At 68.3% G+C, this 20920-nt stretch carries 9 protein-coding genes; 8 read left to right on the plus strand and 1 reads right to left on the minus strand.

The window, feature by feature from the left end; all coding sequences use genetic code 11:
• Positions 1 to 84 precede the first annotated feature (84 nt).
• Entirely contained in the window at positions 85 to 2193 is a 2109-nt protein-coding gene (locus ACE026_RS06385) for a glycosyl hydrolase family 18 protein (protein ID WP_486038409.1), read from the minus strand.
• 292 nt (positions 2194 to 2485) lie between these two features.
• On the opposite strand from ACE026_RS06385, the gene purL reads away from it, so the two are divergent.
• The 8 genes from purL to xpsI all read left to right on the plus strand — a co-directional run bounded on the left by purL (position 2486) and on the right by xpsI (position 20918).
• Complete coding sequence (purL, locus tag ACE026_RS06390; RefSeq protein WP_486038410.1) at positions 2486 to 6370, plus strand: phosphoribosylformylglycinamidine synthase; 3885 nt, start codon at positions 2486 to 2488, stop codon at positions 6368 to 6370.
• Between the two features lie 450 nt (positions 6371 to 6820).
• The gene (locus tag ACE026_RS06395; RefSeq protein ID WP_486038411.1) at positions 6821 to 14392 is read left to right on the plus strand and encodes an ESPR-type extended signal peptide-containing protein; all 7572 of its coding nucleotides are present in this window, start codon (positions 6821 to 6823) and stop codon (positions 14390 to 14392) included.
• A gap of 157 nt (positions 14393 to 14549) precedes the next feature.
• Positions 14550 to 16403 (plus strand): S8 family peptidase, encoded by a 1854-nt coding sequence (locus ACE026_RS06400; protein ID WP_486038412.1) that lies wholly within the window; start codon positions 14550 to 14552, stop codon positions 16401 to 16403.
• A 126-nt stretch (positions 16404 to 16529) separates the two neighbouring features.
• Complete coding sequence (gene gspE / locus ACE026_RS06405; RefSeq protein ID WP_313209242.1) at positions 16530 to 18257, plus strand: type II secretion system ATPase GspE; 1728 nt, start codon at positions 16530 to 16532, stop codon at positions 18255 to 18257.
• Between the two features lie 37 nt (positions 18258 to 18294).
• Positions 18295 to 19515, plus strand: a complete 1221-nt coding sequence (gene xpsF / locus ACE026_RS06410) for a type II secretion system protein XpsF (RefSeq protein ID WP_486038413.1) — start codon at positions 18295 to 18297, stop codon at positions 19513 to 19515.
• A 48-nt stretch (positions 19516 to 19563) separates the two neighbouring features.
• Positions 19564 to 19995 (plus strand): type II secretion system major pseudopilin GspG, encoded by a 432-nt coding sequence (gene gspG, locus ACE026_RS06415; RefSeq protein WP_313209244.1) that lies wholly within the window; start codon positions 19564 to 19566, stop codon positions 19993 to 19995.
• Positions 19996 to 20043: 48 nt separating this feature from the next.
• Positions 20044 to 20505: a type II secretion system protein XpsH gene (xpsH, locus tag ACE026_RS06420; protein WP_486038414.1), complete on the plus strand. Its 462-nt coding sequence runs from the start codon at positions 20044 to 20046 to the stop codon at positions 20503 to 20505.
• Positions 20502 to 20918: a type II secretion system protein XpsI gene (gene xpsI, locus ACE026_RS06425; protein ID WP_486038415.1), complete on the plus strand. Its 417-nt coding sequence runs from the start codon at positions 20502 to 20504 to the stop codon at positions 20916 to 20918. The genes xpsH and xpsI overlap by 4 nt, the downstream gene beginning before the upstream one ends.
• Positions 20919 to 20920: the final 2 nt, after the last annotated feature.

Genomic DNA, 20920 nt, shown 5'->3' on the forward strand with positions numbered 1-20920 from the left:
AACGCCCCGGCCAGGCGGGGGCGTTTTTCTGTCAGTGGGGGAGCGGCCTGCTCGATCAGCGAGGCAGCGTCCCGCGCGACGGTGTCACTTCAAGCCGTCACTGATCGCCTTGGTCAGGGTGCCCTGCGCATCATCGCCGCTGAACTCCCAGAAGAATGCGCCGCCCAGGCCCTGTGCTTTCACATAGCCCATCTTCTCGGTGACCATCGCGGGCGTATCCAGACTCCAGAAGGTGGTGCCGTTGGAGATCCACGTGGCCTTGGCGACGTTGTCGGTGTACACCGGCCAGTTGAGGTTCTTCAGCACCTTCCAATCTTCGATACCGGCTTCGTACGTGCCCGGTGCCGCGCCGCTGGCGCTCTTGTAGAGCCCGTTGTTGCCGCTGGCCACGCCGGTCCAGCCACGCCCGTAGTAGCCGATGCCCAGGTTCAATTTGCTGGCCGGCACCCCGCGGCTGAGGAAGGCTTCCATCGCATCGTTGCTGTTGTAGAGCTTCTGGTCGCCGGTGGAGGGGTCAGCCGGTGAATCGAACAGGGCCGAGTGATGGTTGGTCTGCGGATCCCATGCGCCGTGGAAGTCGTAGGTCATCACGTTGATGAAATCCAGGTACGGGTGGTAGCTGGCCGGATCGGTCACACGGATCTTGTCCACGCCCGCGCCCACGGCCACCGTCAGCAGCAGGCCGGGCCGCACCGCATCCAGCTGGCGGCGGAATTCGGCCAGCAGCGCGGTGAAGTTGGCGTTGTCGGCCGGCGTGCCGCAGCTCAGCCCGCAGGCCACCGGGTACTCCCAGTCGATGTCGATGCCGTCGAACACGCCGAGCGCCGCACCCGCGCCGCCCGCACCATCGGCGACCGGCAGGTTGCCCTTGATGTAGGCATCGATGCACGAGGCCACGAACGCCTGCCGGTTGGCCGGCTGCGCCGCGCTGGAGAAGCCGCGCGACCAGGTCCAGCCGCCCAGCGAGATCAGCACTTTCACGTTCGGGTGTTTGGCTTTGAGCTGCTTGAGCTGGTTCCAGTTGCCGCGCAGCGGCTGGTCCCACCTGTCGCCCGTGCCGCTCACGCTGTCGCCGGCCGCGAAGGACTTGCCGTAATCGGCGTAGGCATCGCCGCCCACGCCGGTGTTCGGGTCGGAGGCCTGGGTCACGCCCACTTCGCAGCGGTTGTTGCGCACGTTGCCGAAGGCGTAATTGATGTGGGTCAGCTTCGCCGCCGAACCACTGGTGTCGATGTTCTTGACCTGGTAATTGCGGCCGTAGATGCCCCATTGGGTGAAGTAGCCGATCACCCGCTTGGTCCCACCCCCGCCGCCACCGGCGGCCGTGGTCACGCTGATCGAGCCGCTCTGCGCCGAGGCATTGCCGGCGTTGTCGCGTGCCCGCACCGTGTAGGTGTAGGCCGTGCTCGCGGCAAGGCCGCCATCGGTGTACTGGGTGGCGCTGGGCGAGCCGACCAGGCTGCCGTTGCGGTACACGTCGTAGCCGGCCACACCGCTGCCGCCGCTGTTGTCGGTCGCCGCGTTCCAGGCCAGGTTCACCGTGGTCGCGGTCCTGGACGGGGACGCCAGTCCGCCCGGGACGCTGGGTGGCGTGGTGTCGTTGCTGGCCGCGGTGACGGTCACATTGACCGTGGCCGAGGAGGTCACGGCGTTGTTGTTGTCGGTGGCCACTGCTTTGAACGTGTGGCTGCCGGCCGAGGCATTGCTCCAGACCACGCTGTAGGGCGCGCTGGTGTCGATGCCCAGCGAGGTGCCGCCGCGGAAGAACTCGACCTTGCTGATGCTGCCATCGGTGTCGCTGGCATTGGCGCTCACCGTGATGCTGCTGCCGGCGGTGAAGCTGGCCCCGGCGGCGGGCGAGCTCAGCGCAACGCTGGGCGGCTGGTTGCTGCCGCTGCCATCGCAAGCACCGAGGTTGGTGTAGTAGGGCGCACCGGCCGGGTGGTCGGGCGGGGCATTCCAGATGTCCTGGTTGGCGCGGTACAGCACGCCGCCTTTCTGCAGAGTCTGGCCAGCGAGGTAGATGGCGGCCCCGTTCCATTCGGGCACCCCGGTACAGTTCGCGGCCTGTACCAGCGTGGGCGTGCCGGCGGCAGCGGCCAAGGCCAGCGCCAGCAACCAGCGCCGTCGGCGCGGAAGCGGGGCGGGGGAGGAAAACGATGTCACTGCACGGCGCGCAATCGGGTCTGGCATGGTCGGTCTCCGATCAGGTGGGGGGCATGCCGCCGGGATGGCGGCATGCGTGCAGCAGGTCCGGGCGCCGGTGAGAGAGGCCGGCAACGACATGGGGGACGGACAGCACCGGGCGCTGGGGCCAGGTGGTGATAACGTTGTCATGTAATCCCGGTGCAATCCGTGAACCAGCGCATGGTTCGGGTGTGAACACGCCTTGCCGCCTCCCAGGCAGGCCGATCCCCAGGGCAGGGCCGCGGCGGCCGACTTGGGTACAATAGTGGGCCCCGTTCCCAACCACGGTTCCCCGGACATGATGGTCCTCGAGGGCGCATCCGCCCTTTCGCCGTTCCGCCGCGAACGTCTTGAATCCCGCCTGCAGTCCCTGGCCGCCGATCTGCGCATCACCGGTGCCTGGCATGTCTACTTCATCCAGACCGAGGGCGATGCGGCCCCGGACCCGGTGATCCTGAGCCGGATCCTGGAAGCCCAGACGGCGCTGGCCGGGCGTGAGGACGGGGCGGTATCGCGCTTCGTGGTGCCGCGATTGGGCACACTGTCGCCGTGGTCGAGCAAGGCCACCGAGCTGGTCCGCGGTGCCGGGCAACCGATCCGCCGGGTCGAACGTGGCCTGCGCATCGATCTGGCCGGCTGGCCGGCCGATGCGGCCGCGCAGGAAGCGGTGATCCGCGCGCTGCACGACCCGATGACCCAGTCCGTGCTGGCCGAGACCGCCCAGGCGCAGGCGTTGTTCAGCGCCCCGGCGCGCGGTGAGCTGGAACGGATCGCCCTGGAGGATCTGGAAGCAGCCAACAGCCGCCTCGGCCTGGCCATGGCCCAGGACGAGATCGACTACCTGCGCCAGCGCTTCGGCGAACTGGGCCGCAAGCCGTCGGACGTGGAACTGATGATGTTCGCGCAGGCCAACTCCGAGCACTGCCGCCACAAGATCTTCAATGCCAGCTGGACCATCGACGGTGCCGACCAGTCGCACTCGCTGTTCCGGATGATCAAGAACACCCACCAGCAGACCCCGCAGCACACGTTGAGCGCCTACAGCGACAACGCCGCCGTGGTCGCCGGTTTCCCGGCCGCGCGCTATCGCCCGGACCCGGCCACCGGCCAGTACCGCAGCGAGGCCGTGGTCGATTCGGCGTTCTGCATCAAGGTGGAAACGCACAACCACCCGACCGCGATCGCCCCGTTCCCGGGTGCGGCCACCGGTGCGGGCGGTGAGATCCGCGATGAAGGCGCAACCGGCCGCGGCGGCAAGCCGAAGGCCGGCCTGACCGGTTTCTCGGTCTCGCACCTGCGCATCCCGACCCTGCCGCAGCCGTGGGAGGCGCCGCGCGCGCTGAACCCGCGCATGGCCCCGGCGCTGGACATCATGCTGGATGGCCCGCTCGGCGGCGCTGCGTTCAACAACGAGTTCGGCCGCCCGAACCTGCTCGGCTACTTCCGCAGCTTCGAACTGCCCGAAGGCGAGGGCCTGACCCGCGCCTACGACAAGCCGATCATGCTGGCCGGTGGCCTCGGCGCGATCGACCAGAACCAGGTCGAGAAGCTGCGTCTGCAGCCCGGCGATGCGGTCATCGTGCTCGGTGGCCCGGCGATGCTGATCGGTCTCGGCGGCGGCGCCGCCAGCTCGGTGGCCTCCGGTGAAAGCGCCGAAGACCTCGATTTCGCCAGCGTGCAGCGCGATAACCCGGAAATGGAGCGTCGCTGCCAGGAAGTGATCGACCGCTGCGTCGCGCTGGGTCTGGACAACCCGATCCGCTGGTTCCATGACGTTGGCGCCGGTGGTCTGTCCAACGCGATTCCCGAGTTGCTGCATGACTCCGGCGTGGGCGGTGTGATCGATCTGGGCAAGGTGCCCGCCGATGACCCGTCGCTGTCGCCGATGCAGCTGTGGTGCAACGAATCGCAGGAACGCTACGTGCTCGGAGTGCCGCAGGCGCGCCTGGCCGAGTTCGCCGCGCTGTGCGCGCGCGAACGTTGCCCGTTCGCCGCCGTTGGCGTCGCGACCGCCGAAGAGCGGCTCGTCGTGGCATACGGCGCCACCGTGGGCAATACCCCGGTGGATGCCCCGATCGATCTGCCGATGGACGTGCTGTTCGGCAAGGCGCCGAAGATGCACCGCGACACCGTGCACCCGTCGGCACCGCGCTGGCCGGCGCTGAAGACCGCCGGGCTGGACCTGCATGAAGCCGGTCTGCGCGTGCTGGCCCATCCCTCGGTGGCCTCGAAGAACTTCCTGGTCACCATCGGTGACCGCAGCGTCGGTGGCCTGACCGCACGCGAACAGATGATCGGCCCGTGGCAGCTGCCGCTGGCCAACGTCGCCATCACCTTGGCCGGCTTCGACACCGTGGCCGGTGAAGCGATGTCGATCGGCGAGCGCACCCCGCTGGCCCTGCTGGATGCGGCCGCGTCGGCGCGCATGGCGGTCGGTGAAGCGATCACCAACCTGTGTGCGGCGCCGGTGGATGCGCTTGAAACGGTGAAGCTGTCGGCCAACTGGATGGCCGCGGCCGGCCATCATGGCGAGGACGCGCTGCTGTATGACGCGGTGCGTGCGGTCGGCATGGAGCTGTGCCCGCAGCTGGACCTGAGCATTCCGGTCGGCAAGGACTCGCTCTCCATGCAGGCGCAGTGGCAGGACAACGGCCAGGCGCACAAATCGGTGTCGCCGGTGTCGCTGGTGATCTCGGCGTTCGCGCCGGTGGCCGATGCGACCGGTCAGCTGACCCCGCTGCTGGACCGTGACGCGGACAGCGAGTTGTGGCTGATCGGCCTGGGCGCCGGCAAGCAGCGCCTGGGCGGCTCGATCCTGGCCCAGGTGCACGCCGACCATTCCGCGCTGCCGGCCTTCGCCGGTGCCGTGCCGGATCTGGACGATGCACAGCGCCTGCGCGCCTTCTTCGAACTGATCCGCGATGCGCGCCAGGCCGGCCTGCTGCTGGCCTACCACGACCGCAGCGATGGCGGTGCGTTTGCCGCGCTGTGCGAAATGGCCTTCGCCTCGCGCCTGGGCCTGGACATCACGCTGGATGCCTGGGGCGATGATCCGTTCCGCAGCCTGTTCAATGAAGAGCTGGGTGCGGTGGTGCAGATCGCCAAGGAAGACCGCGCCGCATTTGCTGATCTGGTCGAACGTCATGCACTGACCGAATGCGCGCAACGCATCGCGCGTCCGACCACCGCCCCGGTGGTGCGTGTTTCGCTGCAGGGCGAAAGCCTGGTCGAGTGGCGCTGGGAAGCGCTGTTCGATGCCTGGTGGTCGGTCACCCACGCCATGCAGAAGCTGCGCGACAACCCGGACAACGCCGATCAGGAGCGTGCGATCGCGCGCAACTTCAACGCGCCGGGCCTGAAGCCCAAGCTGACCTTCGATATCAACGAAGACGTGGCGATGCCCTTCATCAACACCGGCGCGCGTCCGCGCGTGGCGGTGCTGCGCGAGCAGGGCGTCAACGGCCAGATCGAAATGGCGAACGTCTTCGAACGTGCCGGCTTCAGTTCGTTCGACGTGCATATGAGCGATCTGATCGAAGGCCGTGTCGCACTGTCCGATTTCACCGGTCTGGTGGCCTGTGGCGGCTTCAGCTACGGCGACGTGCTCGGTGCCGGCCGCGGCTGGGCCACCTCGGCGCTGGAACGCAGCGCGCTGCGCGATGCCTTCGCCGCGTTCTTTGCCCGCGAGGACAGCTTCGCCCTGGGCGTGTGCAACGGCTGCCAGATGATGAGCCAGCTGAAGGACATCATCCCCGGTGCCGAGCACTGGCCGCAGTTCCGTCGCAACCGCAGCGAGCAGTTCGAGGCGCGCACCGCGTTGCTGGAAGTGGTGGAATCGCCGTCGATCCTGCTGCGTGGCATGGCCGGTTCACGCCTGCCGGTCGCGGTGGCGCATGGCGAAGGCCAGGCGGTGTTCGCCAACGCGATAGATCAGGCCGCGGCGCGCGTGTCGCTGCGTTACATCGATGGCGATGGCAACGTGGCCACCCAGTACCCGCTGAATCCGAACGGCTCGCCCGACGGCATCACCGGCCTGACCACCACCGATGGCCGCACCACGATCATGATGCCGCACCCGGAACGCACCCCGCGTGCGATCAACCACAGCTGGCATCCGGATGACTGGAACGGTGATTCACCGTGGCTGCGGATGTTCCGCAACGCAAGAGTATGGTGCGGCTGATACTGCGCAACGCATCGAAATCGATGCAGTGAAAATCGCGTGAAGAAACCGCCGGCCTGTCCGGCGGTTTTCTTTTATGCGGTGCACAAACTGATCGGGAGCAATGAGTTACACGGCGTTACAACGTGAAAATCCGTTATATCGTTTGCTCACATGCAGCTAACAAAAATGCGCAATAACGCGGCGTTTTTGTGACGCGTGACACGGTCATATGAAAATCCACGTCAAAGTCTTGACGTCATTGAAACTGTACGTTAACACTGCATCCTCATTTCGACAGCGTTCAGTTCCACAGTAACCGCATGGATGGCGAGCACGCTGTAGGTATCTGCCAGCCATTGCGCACAACGCAGTAAATCAAGCGAAAAAACGCCCCCAGGGGACGTTGGACCACGCGGTCCGGCGTTGGCGTCGCTTTGCCTAAAACCAGCCTAATCAGGAGCCGCATCGATGAATCGGATTTATCGCAAGGTCTGGAACAAAGCACTGGGGCAGATGGTCGTCGCCTCGGAATTGGCCAGCAGCCAGTCCTCGGGTGTCGTCATCGATCAACGCCGAACTGCTGGCGGACGCAACACCGCACTGCTCTCGGCCGCCATCGCGTTGACGCTTGGATTAGGCGTGGCAGGCGCCACGCAGACAGCGCACGCGCAGTCGGTGGAAGTGGGGGGGAATGCGAACTGCGTGGTGCTGAACAGCAAGGTCATCGACAGCTGCGTGGTCGACGGCAACGCCACGGCCTCGGGCACCAACGCGGTCGCCATCGGCAGCAACAGCACCGCCTCCGGCGCCAACAGCGTGGCGCTCGGCGCCGGCTCGAAAACCAACCGCGCCAACACCGTGTCGGTGGGTGATGCCGGCAAGGAGCGCCAGGTCACCAACGTGGCTGCAGGGACCGCGGCAACGGATGCGGTGAACAAGGGGCAGCTGGACAAGGTTGCGGTCGCTGCCGAGGGCGCGACCCGCTATTTCAAGGCCGACGGTGACGGCAACGACAGCGACGCGGCGAAGATCGATGGCGAGGGTGCACTGGCCGCTGGGGCCAGCGCCAACGCCGATGGCGACGGCGCAACGGCCCTGGGCAACAGCAGCCAGGCGATCGGCAATGCCACTACTGCGGTGGGCAGCCAGGCACTCGCGGTTGGCCTCGGTGCAAGTTCGTTCGGGCAGGGCAGCATGGCCTTCGGTGATGCCAGCATCGCGCTCGGCCAGAGCGCGGCGGCATTCGGTCTGGGCGATGTCGCCCTGGGGGCATCAGCGGTAGCGGCCAGTGAAAACGGTGCGGCAACGGCGATCGGTGGTCTGGCCGAAGCCAGCGCCGACGGTGCCACCGCGATCGGTGGCGGTGCACTGGCCATCGGGCCGGGCAGCACCTCGCTCGGCCGTGGTGCGGCCAGTGCCGGTGAGGCCTCCGTGGCGGTCGGCGCGTTCAGCGTTGCGGTGGCGGATTTCAGTGCGACCCTCGGCGCGAACTCGGCGGCCGTCGCAGTGGGCAGTGTCGCGCTCGGCGCCGGCTCCTACGCCGACCGCGTCGATACCGTGTCGGTCGGCAATGCCGAGAACGGCCTGCGTCGCCAGATCACCAATCTTGCCGAGGGCACCGAAGACAGCGATGCGGTGAACAAGGCGCAGCTCGATGAGGTCGGTGCGGTTGCCGCGAACACGAGCAAATACTTCCAGGCCACCGGCAGCAGCGACAGCGATGCCGGTGCGCTTGCGGCAGGCGACAACGCGACCGCGATCGGTGAAGCATCCAACGCGCTGGCCGACGGCGCGACCGCGCTCGGCAGCGGCGCCACGGTCACTGCGCAGAACGCGACGGCCGTCGGCTACAACGCCAGCGCCGCCGGTCAGAACAGTGCGGCCTTCGGCACCAACGCACAGGCCAATGGCCCGGGCAGTGTGGCCGTGGGTGGGGCCGCGGTGGATGCCGATGGCAACCCGCTGATCACCAACGGCGGCGTGCCGGTCGATACCGGTGCGACCAGCGCTGGCGTGGGCGGCACGGCGGTCGGTGCAAGTGCGGAAGCCTCCGGGTTTGCTGCGTCGTCCTATGGCGTCGGCGCGTACGCGGCCGGTGCGCAGGCGTCGGCCTTCGGTGCGGTTGCCAACGCGACCGGCGATTACTCCACCGCCGTCGGCACGCAGAGCGTGGCGACCGGCAACAGCAGCACGGCCATCGGTGGCCCAGCGGATCTGCTGCCGGGGCTGGGCTTCTTCGTGCAGACCCAGGCCAGTGGCGAAGCCGCCACCGCCGTGGGCGCCGGTGCGATCGCCAGTGGCGATTACGCCGTAGCCAACGGAACCTTGAGCGAAGCCTCGGGTACTGAAGCCACGGCCGTGGGCTACTTCGCCTACGCGCCGGGCGAGGGCGCCACTGCACTCGGGGCGGAGACCTGGGCCAGCGGTGAGCTGAGCACCGCCGTCGGTTTCTACAGCACCGCGCGCGGCGCGAACAGCGTCGCGCTCGGCGCCAATTCCACCGCCACCCGGGACAACACGGTCTCGGTGGGTGACGTCGGCAACGAGCGCCAGATCACCAGCGTCGCGGCCGGTACCGAAGCCACGGACGCGGTCAACAAGGCGCAGCTCGATGCGGTTGCAACGTCAGCGTCGGCGACCTCGGCGCAGTTCAAGGCGAACGGTGCGGCCGGCGGTGCGGTCGGTGCCTTCGCCGATGGCGAGGATGCGCTGGCGGCCGGTGAAGCCAGCAATGCGCTGGGCGCCGGGGCAACGGCGGTCGGCGGTGGTGCGACGGCGGTCGGCGATGACACCGTCGCGTTGGGCCGCAACAGCAGCGCCACCGGCAACGGCAGCGTGGCTGTTGGTGGCCTCGGCCAGGCGTATGACGAGTACAACCAGCCGCTGGTGGATGACCAGGGCAAAGCGATCCTGATCGGTGCCACCGCGGCGCCGGACAGCGTGGCGGTCGGTGCCGGTGCACAGGCTACCGGCACCACCAGCAATGCGTTCGGCAGTGGCGCACAGGCCACCGGCAGCAACAGCCTGGCCAGTGGCTACAAGGCACGCGCCACCGGCGATTACAGTGTGGCGCAGGGCGACAACGCCTTCGCCAGCGGTGAAGAAACCACGGCAACCGGCGCATATGCGTGGGCCACCGCGGATGGCGCCACCGCCTTCGGTTCCAGTGCGTGGGCCACCGAAGCCAACGCCACGGCGGTGGGTCAGTCGGCGTGGGCCAGCGGTACCGGGTCCACCTCGATCGGCTACAACAGTTGGGCACGCGGCAGCAGTTCCACCGCGCTTGGCCGCGGTGCCTTCAGCTACGGCGACAACAGCGTCGCCGTCGGCTTCCAGGCCTTGGGCAACAGCATCAACAGCATCGCCATCGGCACCAACGTGGTGGCTGGCGGTGAAAGCGCGATCGGTATTGGTGCGGGCAGCAATGCCAGTGCGTCCAATACCGTGGCGCTCGGCGCGGGTTCGGTCGCCGATCGTGCCTACACCGTCTCGGTCGGCAACGATGGCCGGCAGCGCCAGATCACCCAGGTCGCCGCCGGTACCGAAGGCAGCGATGCCGTCAATCTGGACCAGCTGACCGCCGCGACGGACCAGTTCCAGGCCAGCGGTGACGGTGTTGCCGTCGCAGGTGGCGAGGAGAGTGTGGCCGCCGGTGCAAACGCGGCGACCGATGGCGACTACGCCACTGCCGTGGGCTCGAGCAGCTTCGCGGCCGGTACCGGCGCATCGGCTGTCGGCAGTGGTGCCTTCGCCTTGGCTGACAACGCCAGTGCCGTCGGCTTCAACGCCGTCGCCAGCGGTGCCAACGCAAGCGCAACCGGTGCCAACGCACAGGCGACCGCCGAGTACGCGACGGCAAGTGGTGCGGAAAGCCTGGCCTCCGGCGAGCAGAGCACCGCGACCGGTGCGGCCAGCGTCGCCTCCGGCGCCGGCAGCCTGGCCGGTGGCGCGCTGTCCGACGCGGCCGGTGAGGAGTCGGTGGCCTTGGGTTACTTCAGCAGCGCCAGCGGTGATGGTGCGACGGCCGTCGGCGCCGAAAGCGTGGTCAGCGGCACCCTCTCGGCCGGTTACGGCTTCGCCTCCGAAGCGACGGCCAGCTACACCACCGCGATCGGTGGTTATGCGGTGGCCTCGGCCTTCAACGCGACCGCGTTGGGCAGCTTCGCGCAGGCGACCGGCTCCAACAGCGTGGCGCTCGGCGGTGATGCCGAAGCCTCCGGTGCGTACAGCACTGCCACCGGCCAGGGCAGCCTGGCCAGCGGTACCAACAGCGTGGCCGTCGGTGGTGCGCTGTTCGGCCTGCTGCCCACCGAAGCCTCGGGCAACTACTCCACGGCCGTCGGTGGTGGGGCGTGGTCGCCCGGCGTGAACAGCACCGCACTCGGCAACGCGGCGACCTCCAGTGGCGCGAACAGCGTGGCGCTGGGTGCTGACTCGATCGCCGACCGCGACGACAGTGTCTCGGTGGGCAGTGCCGATGCACAGCGCCAGATCACCAACGTCGCGGCCGGTACCGATGGCACCGATGCGGTGAACGTGAATCAGTTGAATGCAGTAGCCGATGCGGCTGCGACGACCAGCAAGTACTTCCAGGCCAGCGGCAGCGATGACAGCGACGCCGGTGCCTACGTGGAAGGCGACAACGCGCTGGCCGCCGGTGAAGCCGCCAACGCCATCGGCAACGGCGCCAGCGCGCTCGGCAGCGGGGCGACCGCCATCGCCGACAACGCCACGGCCGTCGGCTTCAATGCCTTGGCCAGCGCCGAAGGTGCCGCAGCACTGGGCAGTGACGCGCAGGCCACCGGCGAAGACAGCGTCGCCATCGGTAACGGTGCCAGTGCCAGCGAGATCGGCGCGAGCGCGACCGGTGCCGGCGCACAGGCCGCAGGTGCCTACGCGACAGCTACCGGCAGCCAGTCCACGGCGAGCGGTCAGCAGGCCACCGCCAATGGCTTCCGTGCCAGTGCGTCCGAAGCCGGCGCCTCGGCCTTCGGCAGCTACAGCGAAGCAACCGGCCAGCTCGCTTCCGCGCTGGGCTATGGCGCGGTGGCTTCCAACGCCTACGCCGTCGCGGTCGGTGCGGCCTCGACCGCGTCCGGCTCGGGTGCGGTGGCGGTCGGCGAGTACTCCGAAGCCACCGGCGATGAGAGCGTGGCGATCGGTGGCACGACCTTCTTCGGTCTGCTGCCGTCGCGCGCCTCGGGAACCGGTGCATCGGCGTTCGGTGCGGGCGCCTGGGCGACCGATGACTACGCCACCGCGATCGGCTGGAATTCGTGGGCCGATGCAGGCAACGCCACCGCGCTGGGTGCCAGTGCGAGCGCCGAGGGGGTAAACAGCGTTGCCCTTGGTGCGGGTTCGACCGCGGACCGTGACAACACGGTCTCCGTCGGTACGGCGACTGCGCAGCGCCAGATCACCAACGTCGCCGCCGGCACCGAAGGCACCGACGCGGTGAATGTCGATCAGCTCACTGCGGTCGCCGAGGTGGCCGAAACGACCAGCCGGTACTTCCAGGCGTCGGGCAGCGGTACTGGCGATGACGTTGGCAGCTATGTCGACGGTGCGTATGCCACCGCCGCGGGTGAGGCCGCCAACGCGTTCGGTACCGGGGCCTCGGCCTACGGCAGCGGCGCGCTGGCCTCCGGCCGCAATGCCTCGGCATCGGGCTTCAACGCTTCGGCCACGGCGGATTCGGCGACTGCGATCGGTGGTGCGCTGTACTACGAAGACGACAACGGCAACGTCCTGCTCGACCAGGCCACCAGCGCCAATGGCGTGGGCGCCACTGCACTGGGCGCCGGCGCACAGGCCGAGGGCAGCTTCAGCACCGCCACCGGCGCCGGCGCGACTGCCGCAGGATTGCAGTCCTCGGCGTTCGGCTACAGCGCCGAGGCAGGCAGTGACTACAGCACGGCGGTCGGTACCTTCAGCGCGGCCAGTGGGGTACGCACCACGGCGTTGGGCTACGGGGCCGAGGCCAGTGGTGATTACGCCTCCGCACTGGGCTGGGGCAGTGCCGCGTCGGGCAGCTACGCCAATGCGATCGGCTACGCATCGCAGGCCAGTGGCGACAACAGCGGCGCGGCCGGTTCCAACGCCTGGGCCACTGCCGCACGCACCACCGCGGTGGGGCAGTTGGCGTGGGCAACCTCGCAGGGCGCGACCGCCATCGGCCAGGACAGCTACGCCTACAGCGGCCTGAACGCCACCGCGGTCGGTACCAGTTCGTCGGCCAGTGGCGCAGGCAGCGTTGCGCTCGGCGCCGGTGCCCGCACCAGCGAGGCCAATGTGGTCTCGGTCGGCGGCGGCAACGGCACCACCGGCCCGGCCACGCGTCGCATCACCAATGTCGGTGACGCGGTCAATGGCAGTGACGCGGTGACCAAGTCGCAGCTCGATTCGGTCGCAGCCACCGCCGATGCGGTCGGCAAGCACTTCCAGGCCAGCGGTACCGGCGTGGCCACGGCCAGCGGCAGTGATGCGCTCGCCGCCGGTTCCGGTGCCACCGCCAGTGCAACACGCAGCAGTGCGCTGGGTACCGCGGCTGTCGCCTCGGCGACCGGGGCCACGGCGGTCGGTGCCGATGCCTCGGCACGCGGTGCCAACAGCACCGTGCTGGGCCGGCAGGCATCGACCAATGCGACCAATGGCGTGGCGATCGGCAACGGTGCATTCGCCAGCAACGGGGCCAACAGCATCGCGATCGGTTCAGCGGCAGGTGTCTCCGGTGCCAACGCGGTGGCGCTGGGTGCCGGTTCGCGCGCGGTCGAAGCCAATGTGGTGTCGGTCGGTGGCGGCAACGGCACGGATGGTCCGGCCACGCGCCGTATCGTCAACGTCGGTGCCGGCCGCATCGCTGCAGGCAGCACCGATGCGGTGACCGGCGGTCAGCTCAACACCACCAACCAGCGTGTGGGGGCGGTGGAGACGCAGGTCGGCGATATCGACACCCGCATCGGCTCGGTCGAGAACGTCACCGCCAATGCGCTGACCTACGATGACAGCAGCCGCGACACGCTGACCCTGTCGGGTCTGCAGGGCACCACGCTGGACAACGTCGGCAGCGGTTCGATCGCCTCCGGCAGCCGCCAGGCGATCAACGGTGGGCAGTTGTTCCAATCGCTCACCGATGTCGCCACCTTCCTCGGTGGCGGGGCCAGCGTGGGCATGCAGGGCGTGTTCGTTGCGCCGAACTATGTGATCCAGGGCGCGACGTACAGCAACGTGGGCGATGCACTGGGCGCGCTCGACCGCAAGGTCAGCGACCTCGATCAGCGCGTGGCCGGGGGCAGCAGTGGCAGTGCACGGGCACGCACCGCCGCGCTGGCAACCGCCAGCGTTGCACCGGAAGCCAGCGTCATGAGCGTCACCAGCGACGACGCCCTCGCCTCGGTGCAGGGCACGCCCACGGCCGCCAGTGTGGGCGGCAGCCAGCCGCTCAGCGCACCGGCCGCCGCACCGGCCGCCGTCAACGCGGTGGTGATGGGCGACGGTGCAGTGGCCAGCGGGGCCTCGGCCACGGCCATCGGCCAGGGCGCGACCGCCTCGGCCGCCAACTCGGTGGCACTGGGCCAGGGCTCGGTCGCCGATCGGGCCGATACGGTCTCGGTCGGCAGCGTGGGCAACGAACGCCAGGTCGCCAACGTGGCGGCTGGCACGCAGGCCACCGATGCGGTCAACAAGGGGCAGCTGGACGGCGGCATCGCGACCGCCAACAGCTACACCGACCAGCGCTTCACCTCGATGGCCGACAGCTTCGACATCTACAAGGGCGAGATCGATCAGCGCCTGCGTCACCAGGACCGTCGCATTGATCGCCAGGGGGCGATGAGCGCGGCCATGCTCAACATGGCCACCAGCGCCGCCGGCGTGCGTACCCAGAACCGCGTCGGTGTCGGCGTCGGCTTCCAGGGCGGCGAATCGGCGCTCTCGCTGGGCTACCAGCGCGCCCTCAGCGAGCGCGCCACGGTGACCCTGGGCGGTGCCTTCAGCAGTGATGACAGCTCGGTCGGCGTGGGCGCCGGCTTCGGCTGGTAAGCCGTTCCAACGCGGGGCCGGATCCGGCCCCGCGGCAACGCAATGCAAGGCCTGAGGGGGCGGGTCACGGGAACCCTGGCCAGGGCCGGCCAGGGAGCTCGCATGGAGTGTTGGCCTGAACAGTCGTTTGATCCATGACCTTGAAGAGGACGTCAACGTGACCAGTAAGCAGAACCTTCGCATCAATGTGCTGGCAGCCGCCGTGCTGTCGTTGTCCGCAGGCGCCAGCGCCTATGCAGCCGGTCTGCCGGCCAAGGAACCGGTGCGCCAACCAGCCTCCGCCCAAGGCGCAGAGCGGATCATCGTCAAATACCGTGCCGGCACCGCAGCGGCCACGGACCGTTCGGCCAAGCTGACGGCCGTGCAGTCGGCGGTCGCCCGCGCCAGTGTCGGTGGTTCCGCCGCCGGCCGTGCCAGTGCGGTGAACCCGCAGATCGTGCGCAAGCTCGGTGTCGGTGCCGATCTGATCCGCCTGCAGGGCCGCTTGAGCCCGGCCGAACTGCAGAAGGTGCTGGCCGAGATCAAGGCCGATCCCTCCGTGCAGTACGCCGAAGTGGACGTGAAGCTGCAGCGCACCGATGTGCGCCCGCGCGACGCGACCCCGCAGCTGGTGCCGAACGATCCGTACTACGCGCAGTACCAGTGGCATCTGAACAGCGCTACCGGCGGCATCAATGCGCCGGCGGCGTGGGACATCGCCCAGGGCGAAGGCGTGGTGGTGGCGGTGCTCGATACCGGCATCCTGCCGCAGCATCCGGATTTCTCCGGCAATCTGCTGGCCGGTTACGACTTCATCAGTGATGCGGAAACCTCGCGCCGTCCGACCGACGAGCGCGTGCCGGGTGCGCTGGATTACGGTGATTGGGTCGAGAACGACAACGAGTGCTATGCCGGCTCGCTGGCCGATGACAGCTCCTGGCACGGTACCCACGTCGCGGGCACGATCGCCGAGTCCACCAACAACGGTGTGGGCATGGCTGGCGTTGCATACAAGGCGCGCGTCCTGCCGGTCCGCGTGCTCGGCAAGTGCGGTGGCTACCTGTCCGACATCGCCGATGCGATCACCTGGGCCTCCGGTGGCACGGTGGCCGGCATCCCGGCCAACGCCAATCCGGCCGAGGTCATCAACATGAGCCTGGGCGGCGGCGGCGCGTGTGATGCGCTGTACCAGGACGCCATCAACGGCGCCGTGTCGCGCGGCACCACCGTGGTGGTTGCCGCCGGCAACTCGGCCTCCAACGCGTCCAATTTCCGTCCGGCCAGCTGCGCCAACGTGGTGGCGGTCGGCGCCACCCGCATCACCGGTGGGATCGCCTACTACTCCAACTTCGGCACCGTGGTGGACCTGTCCGGCCCGGGCGGCGGTGGCAGCGTGGACGGCAACCCGGGCGGTTACGTGTGGCAGTCCGGCTACAACGGCCTGACCACGCCGACCTCCGGTGCCTACAGCTACGTGGGCATGGCCGGCACCTCGATGGCCTCTCCGCATGTCGCGGCGGTGGCAGCGCTGGTGCAGGGCGCGGTCGCGGCGGCCGGCAAGGATCCACTCACCCCGGCTGCGCTGGAAGCCCTGCTCAAGCAGACCGCACGGGCCTTCCCGGTCACCATCCCGACCGCCACCCCGATCGGCACCGGCATCGTCGATGCCAAGGCCGCCCTGGACAAGGCGCTGGAAGAAGAGTGCACCGAGAACTGCGGCCCGGTGGCCACGCCGCTGACCAACAAGGTCGCCGTCGGTGGCCTGAGCGGCGCCGGTGGCAGCGAAGTGCTGTACAGCTTCGAGGCGCAGGCCGGCAAGGTGCTGAGCCTGCTCACCTACGGTGGCAGCGGCAATGTGTCGGTGTACGTGAGCCAGGGCAAGGAGCCGACCGCGACCGCGTTCGATGCCAAGTCCACGCGTCCGGGCAACAGTGAAACCGTGCGCTTCACCGCACCGGTGGCCGGCACGTATTACATCAAGGTGGTCGGCGAGTCCGCGTTCAGCGGTGTGAGCATCCTCGCCAACCAGTAAGACCGGTAGAACCCCAACGGGAGTCCGTCATGTGACGGGCTCCCGTTTTTACGTCTGGACCGTGTGCAATCCCGCGTACGATCGCGGTGAACTGCTAAAGTCGCAGCGGTTGCCAGGAGAATGTTCTTGAACGCGGTTGCCCAGGATCCCACTGCAGAAGCCACCGCCGAATCCCGCATCGTCGGGGTATTGCTGGAGAAAGGTCGGCTCAAGGACAGCGACCTGGCCCGCGCGCGTCCGCTGCACCGTGAGTCCGGCGGCAGCCTGCTCGGTCTGCTGGTGCGGTTGGGGCTGGTCTCCGAGCGCGACCATGCACAGACCTGTGCCGAGGTGCTCGGCCTGCCTTTGCTCGATGCCAAGGCCGTGCCGGAGGCGCCGCCCGAAGCGCTGCTCGATGGCCTGCCGTTGACGCTGCGCTTCCTCAAACAATTCCATGTCTGTCCGCTGGTACTCCAGGACGGCGTGCTCGACCTGTGGCTGTCCGATCCGCAGGACCCGTATGCGGCCGATGCGGTGCAGTTGGCGATGGGCCTGCCGGTGCGCCTGCACGTGGGCCTGCGCTCGGAGATCGATGATCTGATCGAGCGCTGGTTCGGCCAGGGCCGCAGCGCGATGGGCGCGATCATCGAGACCGCCGACGGGGAGGGCGCTGCGGTCGACGACATCGAACACCTGCGCGATCTGGCCTCCGAAGCGCCGGTGATCCGGCTGGTCAACCTCGTCATCCAGCGGGCGGTGGAACTGCGCGCCTCGGATATCCATATCGAACCGTTCGAGAATCGCCTGAAAGTGCGTTACCGCGTGGATGGCGTGCTGATCGAAGGGGAAAGCCCGCCGGTCAATCTCACGGCCGCGGTGATCAGCCGTATCAAGATCATGGCGCGGCTCAATATCGCCGAGCGCCGCCTGCCGCAGGACGGCCGCATCATGTTGCGCGTGCAGGGCAAGGAGCTCGATCTGCGTGTCAGCAGTGTGCCCACCGCGCATGGCGAAAGCGTGGTGATGCGCCTGCTCGACCGCGATACGGTGGTGTTCGATTTCCATCGGCTGGGCTTCACCGAGGCGTTCCTGCCGCAGTTCCGCAAGGTGCTCGAGCAGCCCCATGGCATCCTGCTGGTGACCGGCCCCACCGGCTCGGGCAAGACCACCACGCTGTACACCGCGCTGAGCCAGCTCAATACCGCCGACGTCAAGATCATCACTGTCGAAGACCCGGTCGAATACCAGATCGAAGGCATCAACCAGATCCAGGCCAAACCGCAGATCGGGCTGGATTTCGCCAACGCGCTGCGCAGCATCGTGCGCCAGGATCCGGACATCATCATGATCGGCGAAATGCGCGATCTGGAAACCGCCCGCATCGCGATCCAGTCCGCGCTCACCGGGCATCTGGTGCTCTCCACACTGCACACCAACAATGCCGCCGGCGGCATCACCCGCCTGCTGGACATGGGCGTGGAAGATTATCTGCTGACCTCCACCATCAACGGCATCCTCGCCCAGCGCCTGGTGCGCCGGCTGGAGCCGCAGCATGCGCAGCGCTACCGTGCCTCGCCGGAAGAGATCGACAAATTCGGCCTGCGCCGTCTGCAGCCGGAGGGAGAAATTTTCCTCTACCGCGCACAGCCCTCGGCGATCGCGCCCACCGGGTATCTGGGCCGGACCACCATCGTCGAGTTCCTGGTGATGAACGATGCGCTGCGCAGCGCGGTGATGCGTCGCGCCGGCATGGGCGAGATCGAACAGATCGCGCGCGCGGCCGGCATGCGCACCATGTATGAGGATGGCCTGTCCAAAGCCCTGCAGGGCCACACCACGCTGGAAGAAGTGCTGCGCGTGACGGAGGAATCCTGATGCGTGCCTGCGGCCGGCACACGGTGAGCGGCTGAGCATGGCCCAGTACCGCTACAAGGCGCTCAACGCGCATGGCGAACTGTTCGAGGGCCAGATGGACGCAGCCAGCGAAGCCGAGGTGGCCGCGCGCCTGCAGGACCAGGGTCACATGCCGATGGAGGCGCGCCTGGCCAGCGAAGGTGTCGCGGGGGCGTCGTCCTGGGCGGCGCTGCTGCGCCGCAAACCGTTCGACGGCGGTGGGCTGGTGCAGTTCACCCAGCAACTGGCGACGCTGCTCGGTGCCGGGCAGCCGTTGGACCGTGCGCTCAGCATCCTGCTGGAACTGCCCGAAGACGAGCGCACGCGCCGGGTGGTCACCGACATCCGCGACATCGTGCGCGGCGGTGCGCCGCTCTCCACCGCGCTGGAGCGCCAGCACGGGCTGTTCTCGCGGCTGTACATCAACATGGTGCGCGCCGGTGAAGCCGGTGGCAGCCTGCACGACACCCTGCAGCGGCTGTCGGATTACCTGGAGCGCAGTGCTGAGCTGAAAGGCCGCGTCATCAACGCGCTGATCTACCCGGCGATCCTGCTGGCGGTGGTCGGCGGTGCGCTGCTGTTCCTGCTGGGCTACGTGGTGCCGCAGTTCGCGCTGATGTACGAAAGCCTGGATGTCGCGCTGCCGTGGTTCACCCAGTGGGTGCTCACCGCCGGCCTGATCGTGCGCGAAGGCTGGATCATCATGATCGTGGTACCGGCCGTGATCGCGCTGGTGGTGGAGCGGCGGCTGCGGCAACCGGCCACGCGCCTGGCCATGGATGGCTGGCTGCTGCAGCGCAACGGCATCGGCCCGCTGCTGGCCAAGCTGGAAACCGCGCGCCTGGCCCGCACCCTGGGCACGTTGCTGCGCAACGGCGTGCCGCTGCTGTCCGGCCTGGGCATCGCGCGCAACGTGCTGAGCAACCGCGCGCTGGCCGCCGATGTCGATGCAGCCAGTGACGAGGTCAAGAACGGCAACGGCCTGTCGGCATCGTTGGCGCGCGGCAAGCGTTTTCCGCGCCTGGCGCTGCAGATGATCCAGGTCGGCGAGGAATCCGGCGCGCTGGATACGATGCTGCTCAAGACCGCCGATACGTTCGAACAGGAAAGCGCGCGCGCGATCGACCGGCTGCTGTCGGCGCTGGTGCCGGTGATAACCCTGGTGCTGGCCTCGGTGGTCGGCCTGGTGATCGTGGCCGTGCTGGTGCCGTTGTACGACCTGACCAATGCCATCGGCTGACCGGCCGCTGGTGAATACCCCAACGATTCGATGCAAGGAGCCTGCCATATGCAACGCCGTCGCCTGACCCGCTTTTCTTCCGCGCGCCACCAGTCCGGCATGAGCCTGCTGGAGATCATCATCGTGATCGTGCTGATCGGTGCGGTGCTGACCCTGGTCGGCAGCCGTGTACTCGGCGGCGCCGACCGCGGCAAGGCCAACATCGCCAAGGCGCAGGTGCAGACCATGGCCGGCAAGATCGACAACTACCAGCTCGACACCGGCAAGCTGCCGGCCAAGCTGGATGACCTGGTCACCCAGCCCAGCGGCAGCGCGGGTTGGCTCGGCCCGTACGCCAAGCCTGCCGACCTCAATGACCCGTGGGGTCATGCGTTGGAGTACCGCGTGCCGGGCGAAAGCCAGCCGTACGACCTGATCAGCCTGGGCAAGGACGGCAAGGTCGGTGGCAGCAGTTACGACGCGGACATCCGGTACGAGTAATCGGCATTGGGAGCGCTGTGGCCCGTGCCGAGCAGACCGCCGCATCGCGTGCCCACGGGCACTCATGTGCGCGGTCTGTCGTTGCTGGAGATGCTGCTGGTGGTGGCGCTGATCGCCATCATCGGTGTAGTGACCGCCACTGCGATGAGCGGTGGCATCGACGGCCTGCGCCTGCGCAACGCTGGCAAGGAAATCGCGACCCAGCTGCGCTACACGCGCACCCAGGCCATCGCCACCGGCCAGACCCAGCGCTTCGTGATCGACCCGCGCGCGCGGACGTGGCAGGCCGCCAATGGTCGCCACGGGCAGATTCCCGCCGCGCTGGAGGTCCAGTTCCGCGGTGCGAGCCAGCTCAGCACCGCGCCGGGGCAGGGCAGCATCGCCTTCTTCGCCGACGGCGCGGCCAGTGGCGGCAGCATCGACCTCAGCACGCGCGGCGCGGTGTGGGAGATCCATGTCGGCTGGATCACCGGCGAAGTCCGTGCCGGTCCGCGCCGGGAGGGTGGATGAAGCGTCAGCGCGGCTATTCGCTGCTGGAGGTGATCATCGCCTTCGCGCTGCTGGCGTTGGCGTTGACCTTGCTGCTGGGCAGCCTGTCCGGTGCCGCGCGCCAGGTCGGCCAGGCCGACGTGCGCAGCCGGGCCACGCTGTATGCGCAGTCGCTGCTGGCCAGTACCGGCGTGGAGGCTCCGCTGCAGGAAGGCAGCACGCAGGGCGAGTGGGAGCAGGGCAAGTACCACTGGCAACTGCAGGTGGAGCCGTACGCGGAGCCGCGTACGACCACCGCGCCGGTGACCACCGATGTTGGTGGCCCGACCCTGGCGCAGATCACGCTGCAGGTACGCTGGGGCGAAGGCAACGGCGAGCAGCTGCAATGGCGCAGCCTGCGCTTGTTGCCGCCGGTAGCGGGCACACCGCGATGACG

This window comes from Stenotrophomonas sp. AGC87 (assembly GCF_057333975.1).

Excerpts from the sequence above, each read along its gene's own strand:
- gspG (WP_313209244.1), top strand. The coding sequence starts at position 19,564 with ATGCAACGCCGTCGCCTGACCCGCTTTTCTTCCGCGCGCCACCAGTCC.
- xpsI (WP_486038415.1), top strand. The coding sequence starts at position 20,502 with ATGAAGCGTCAGCGCGGCTATTCGCTGCTGGAGGTGATCATCGCCTTC.
- ACE026_RS06385 (WP_486038409.1), bottom strand. The coding sequence starts at position 2,193 with ATGCCAGACCCGATTGCGCGCCGTGCAGTGACATCGTTTTCCTCCCCC.
- purL (WP_486038410.1), top strand. The coding sequence starts at position 2,486 with ATGATGGTCCTCGAGGGCGCATCCGCCCTTTCGCCGTTCCGCCGCGAA.
- xpsF (WP_486038413.1), top strand. The coding sequence starts at position 18,295 with ATGGCCCAGTACCGCTACAAGGCGCTCAACGCGCATGGCGAACTGTTC.
- ACE026_RS06395 (WP_486038411.1), top strand. The coding sequence starts at position 6,821 with ATGAATCGGATTTATCGCAAGGTCTGGAACAAAGCACTGGGGCAGATG.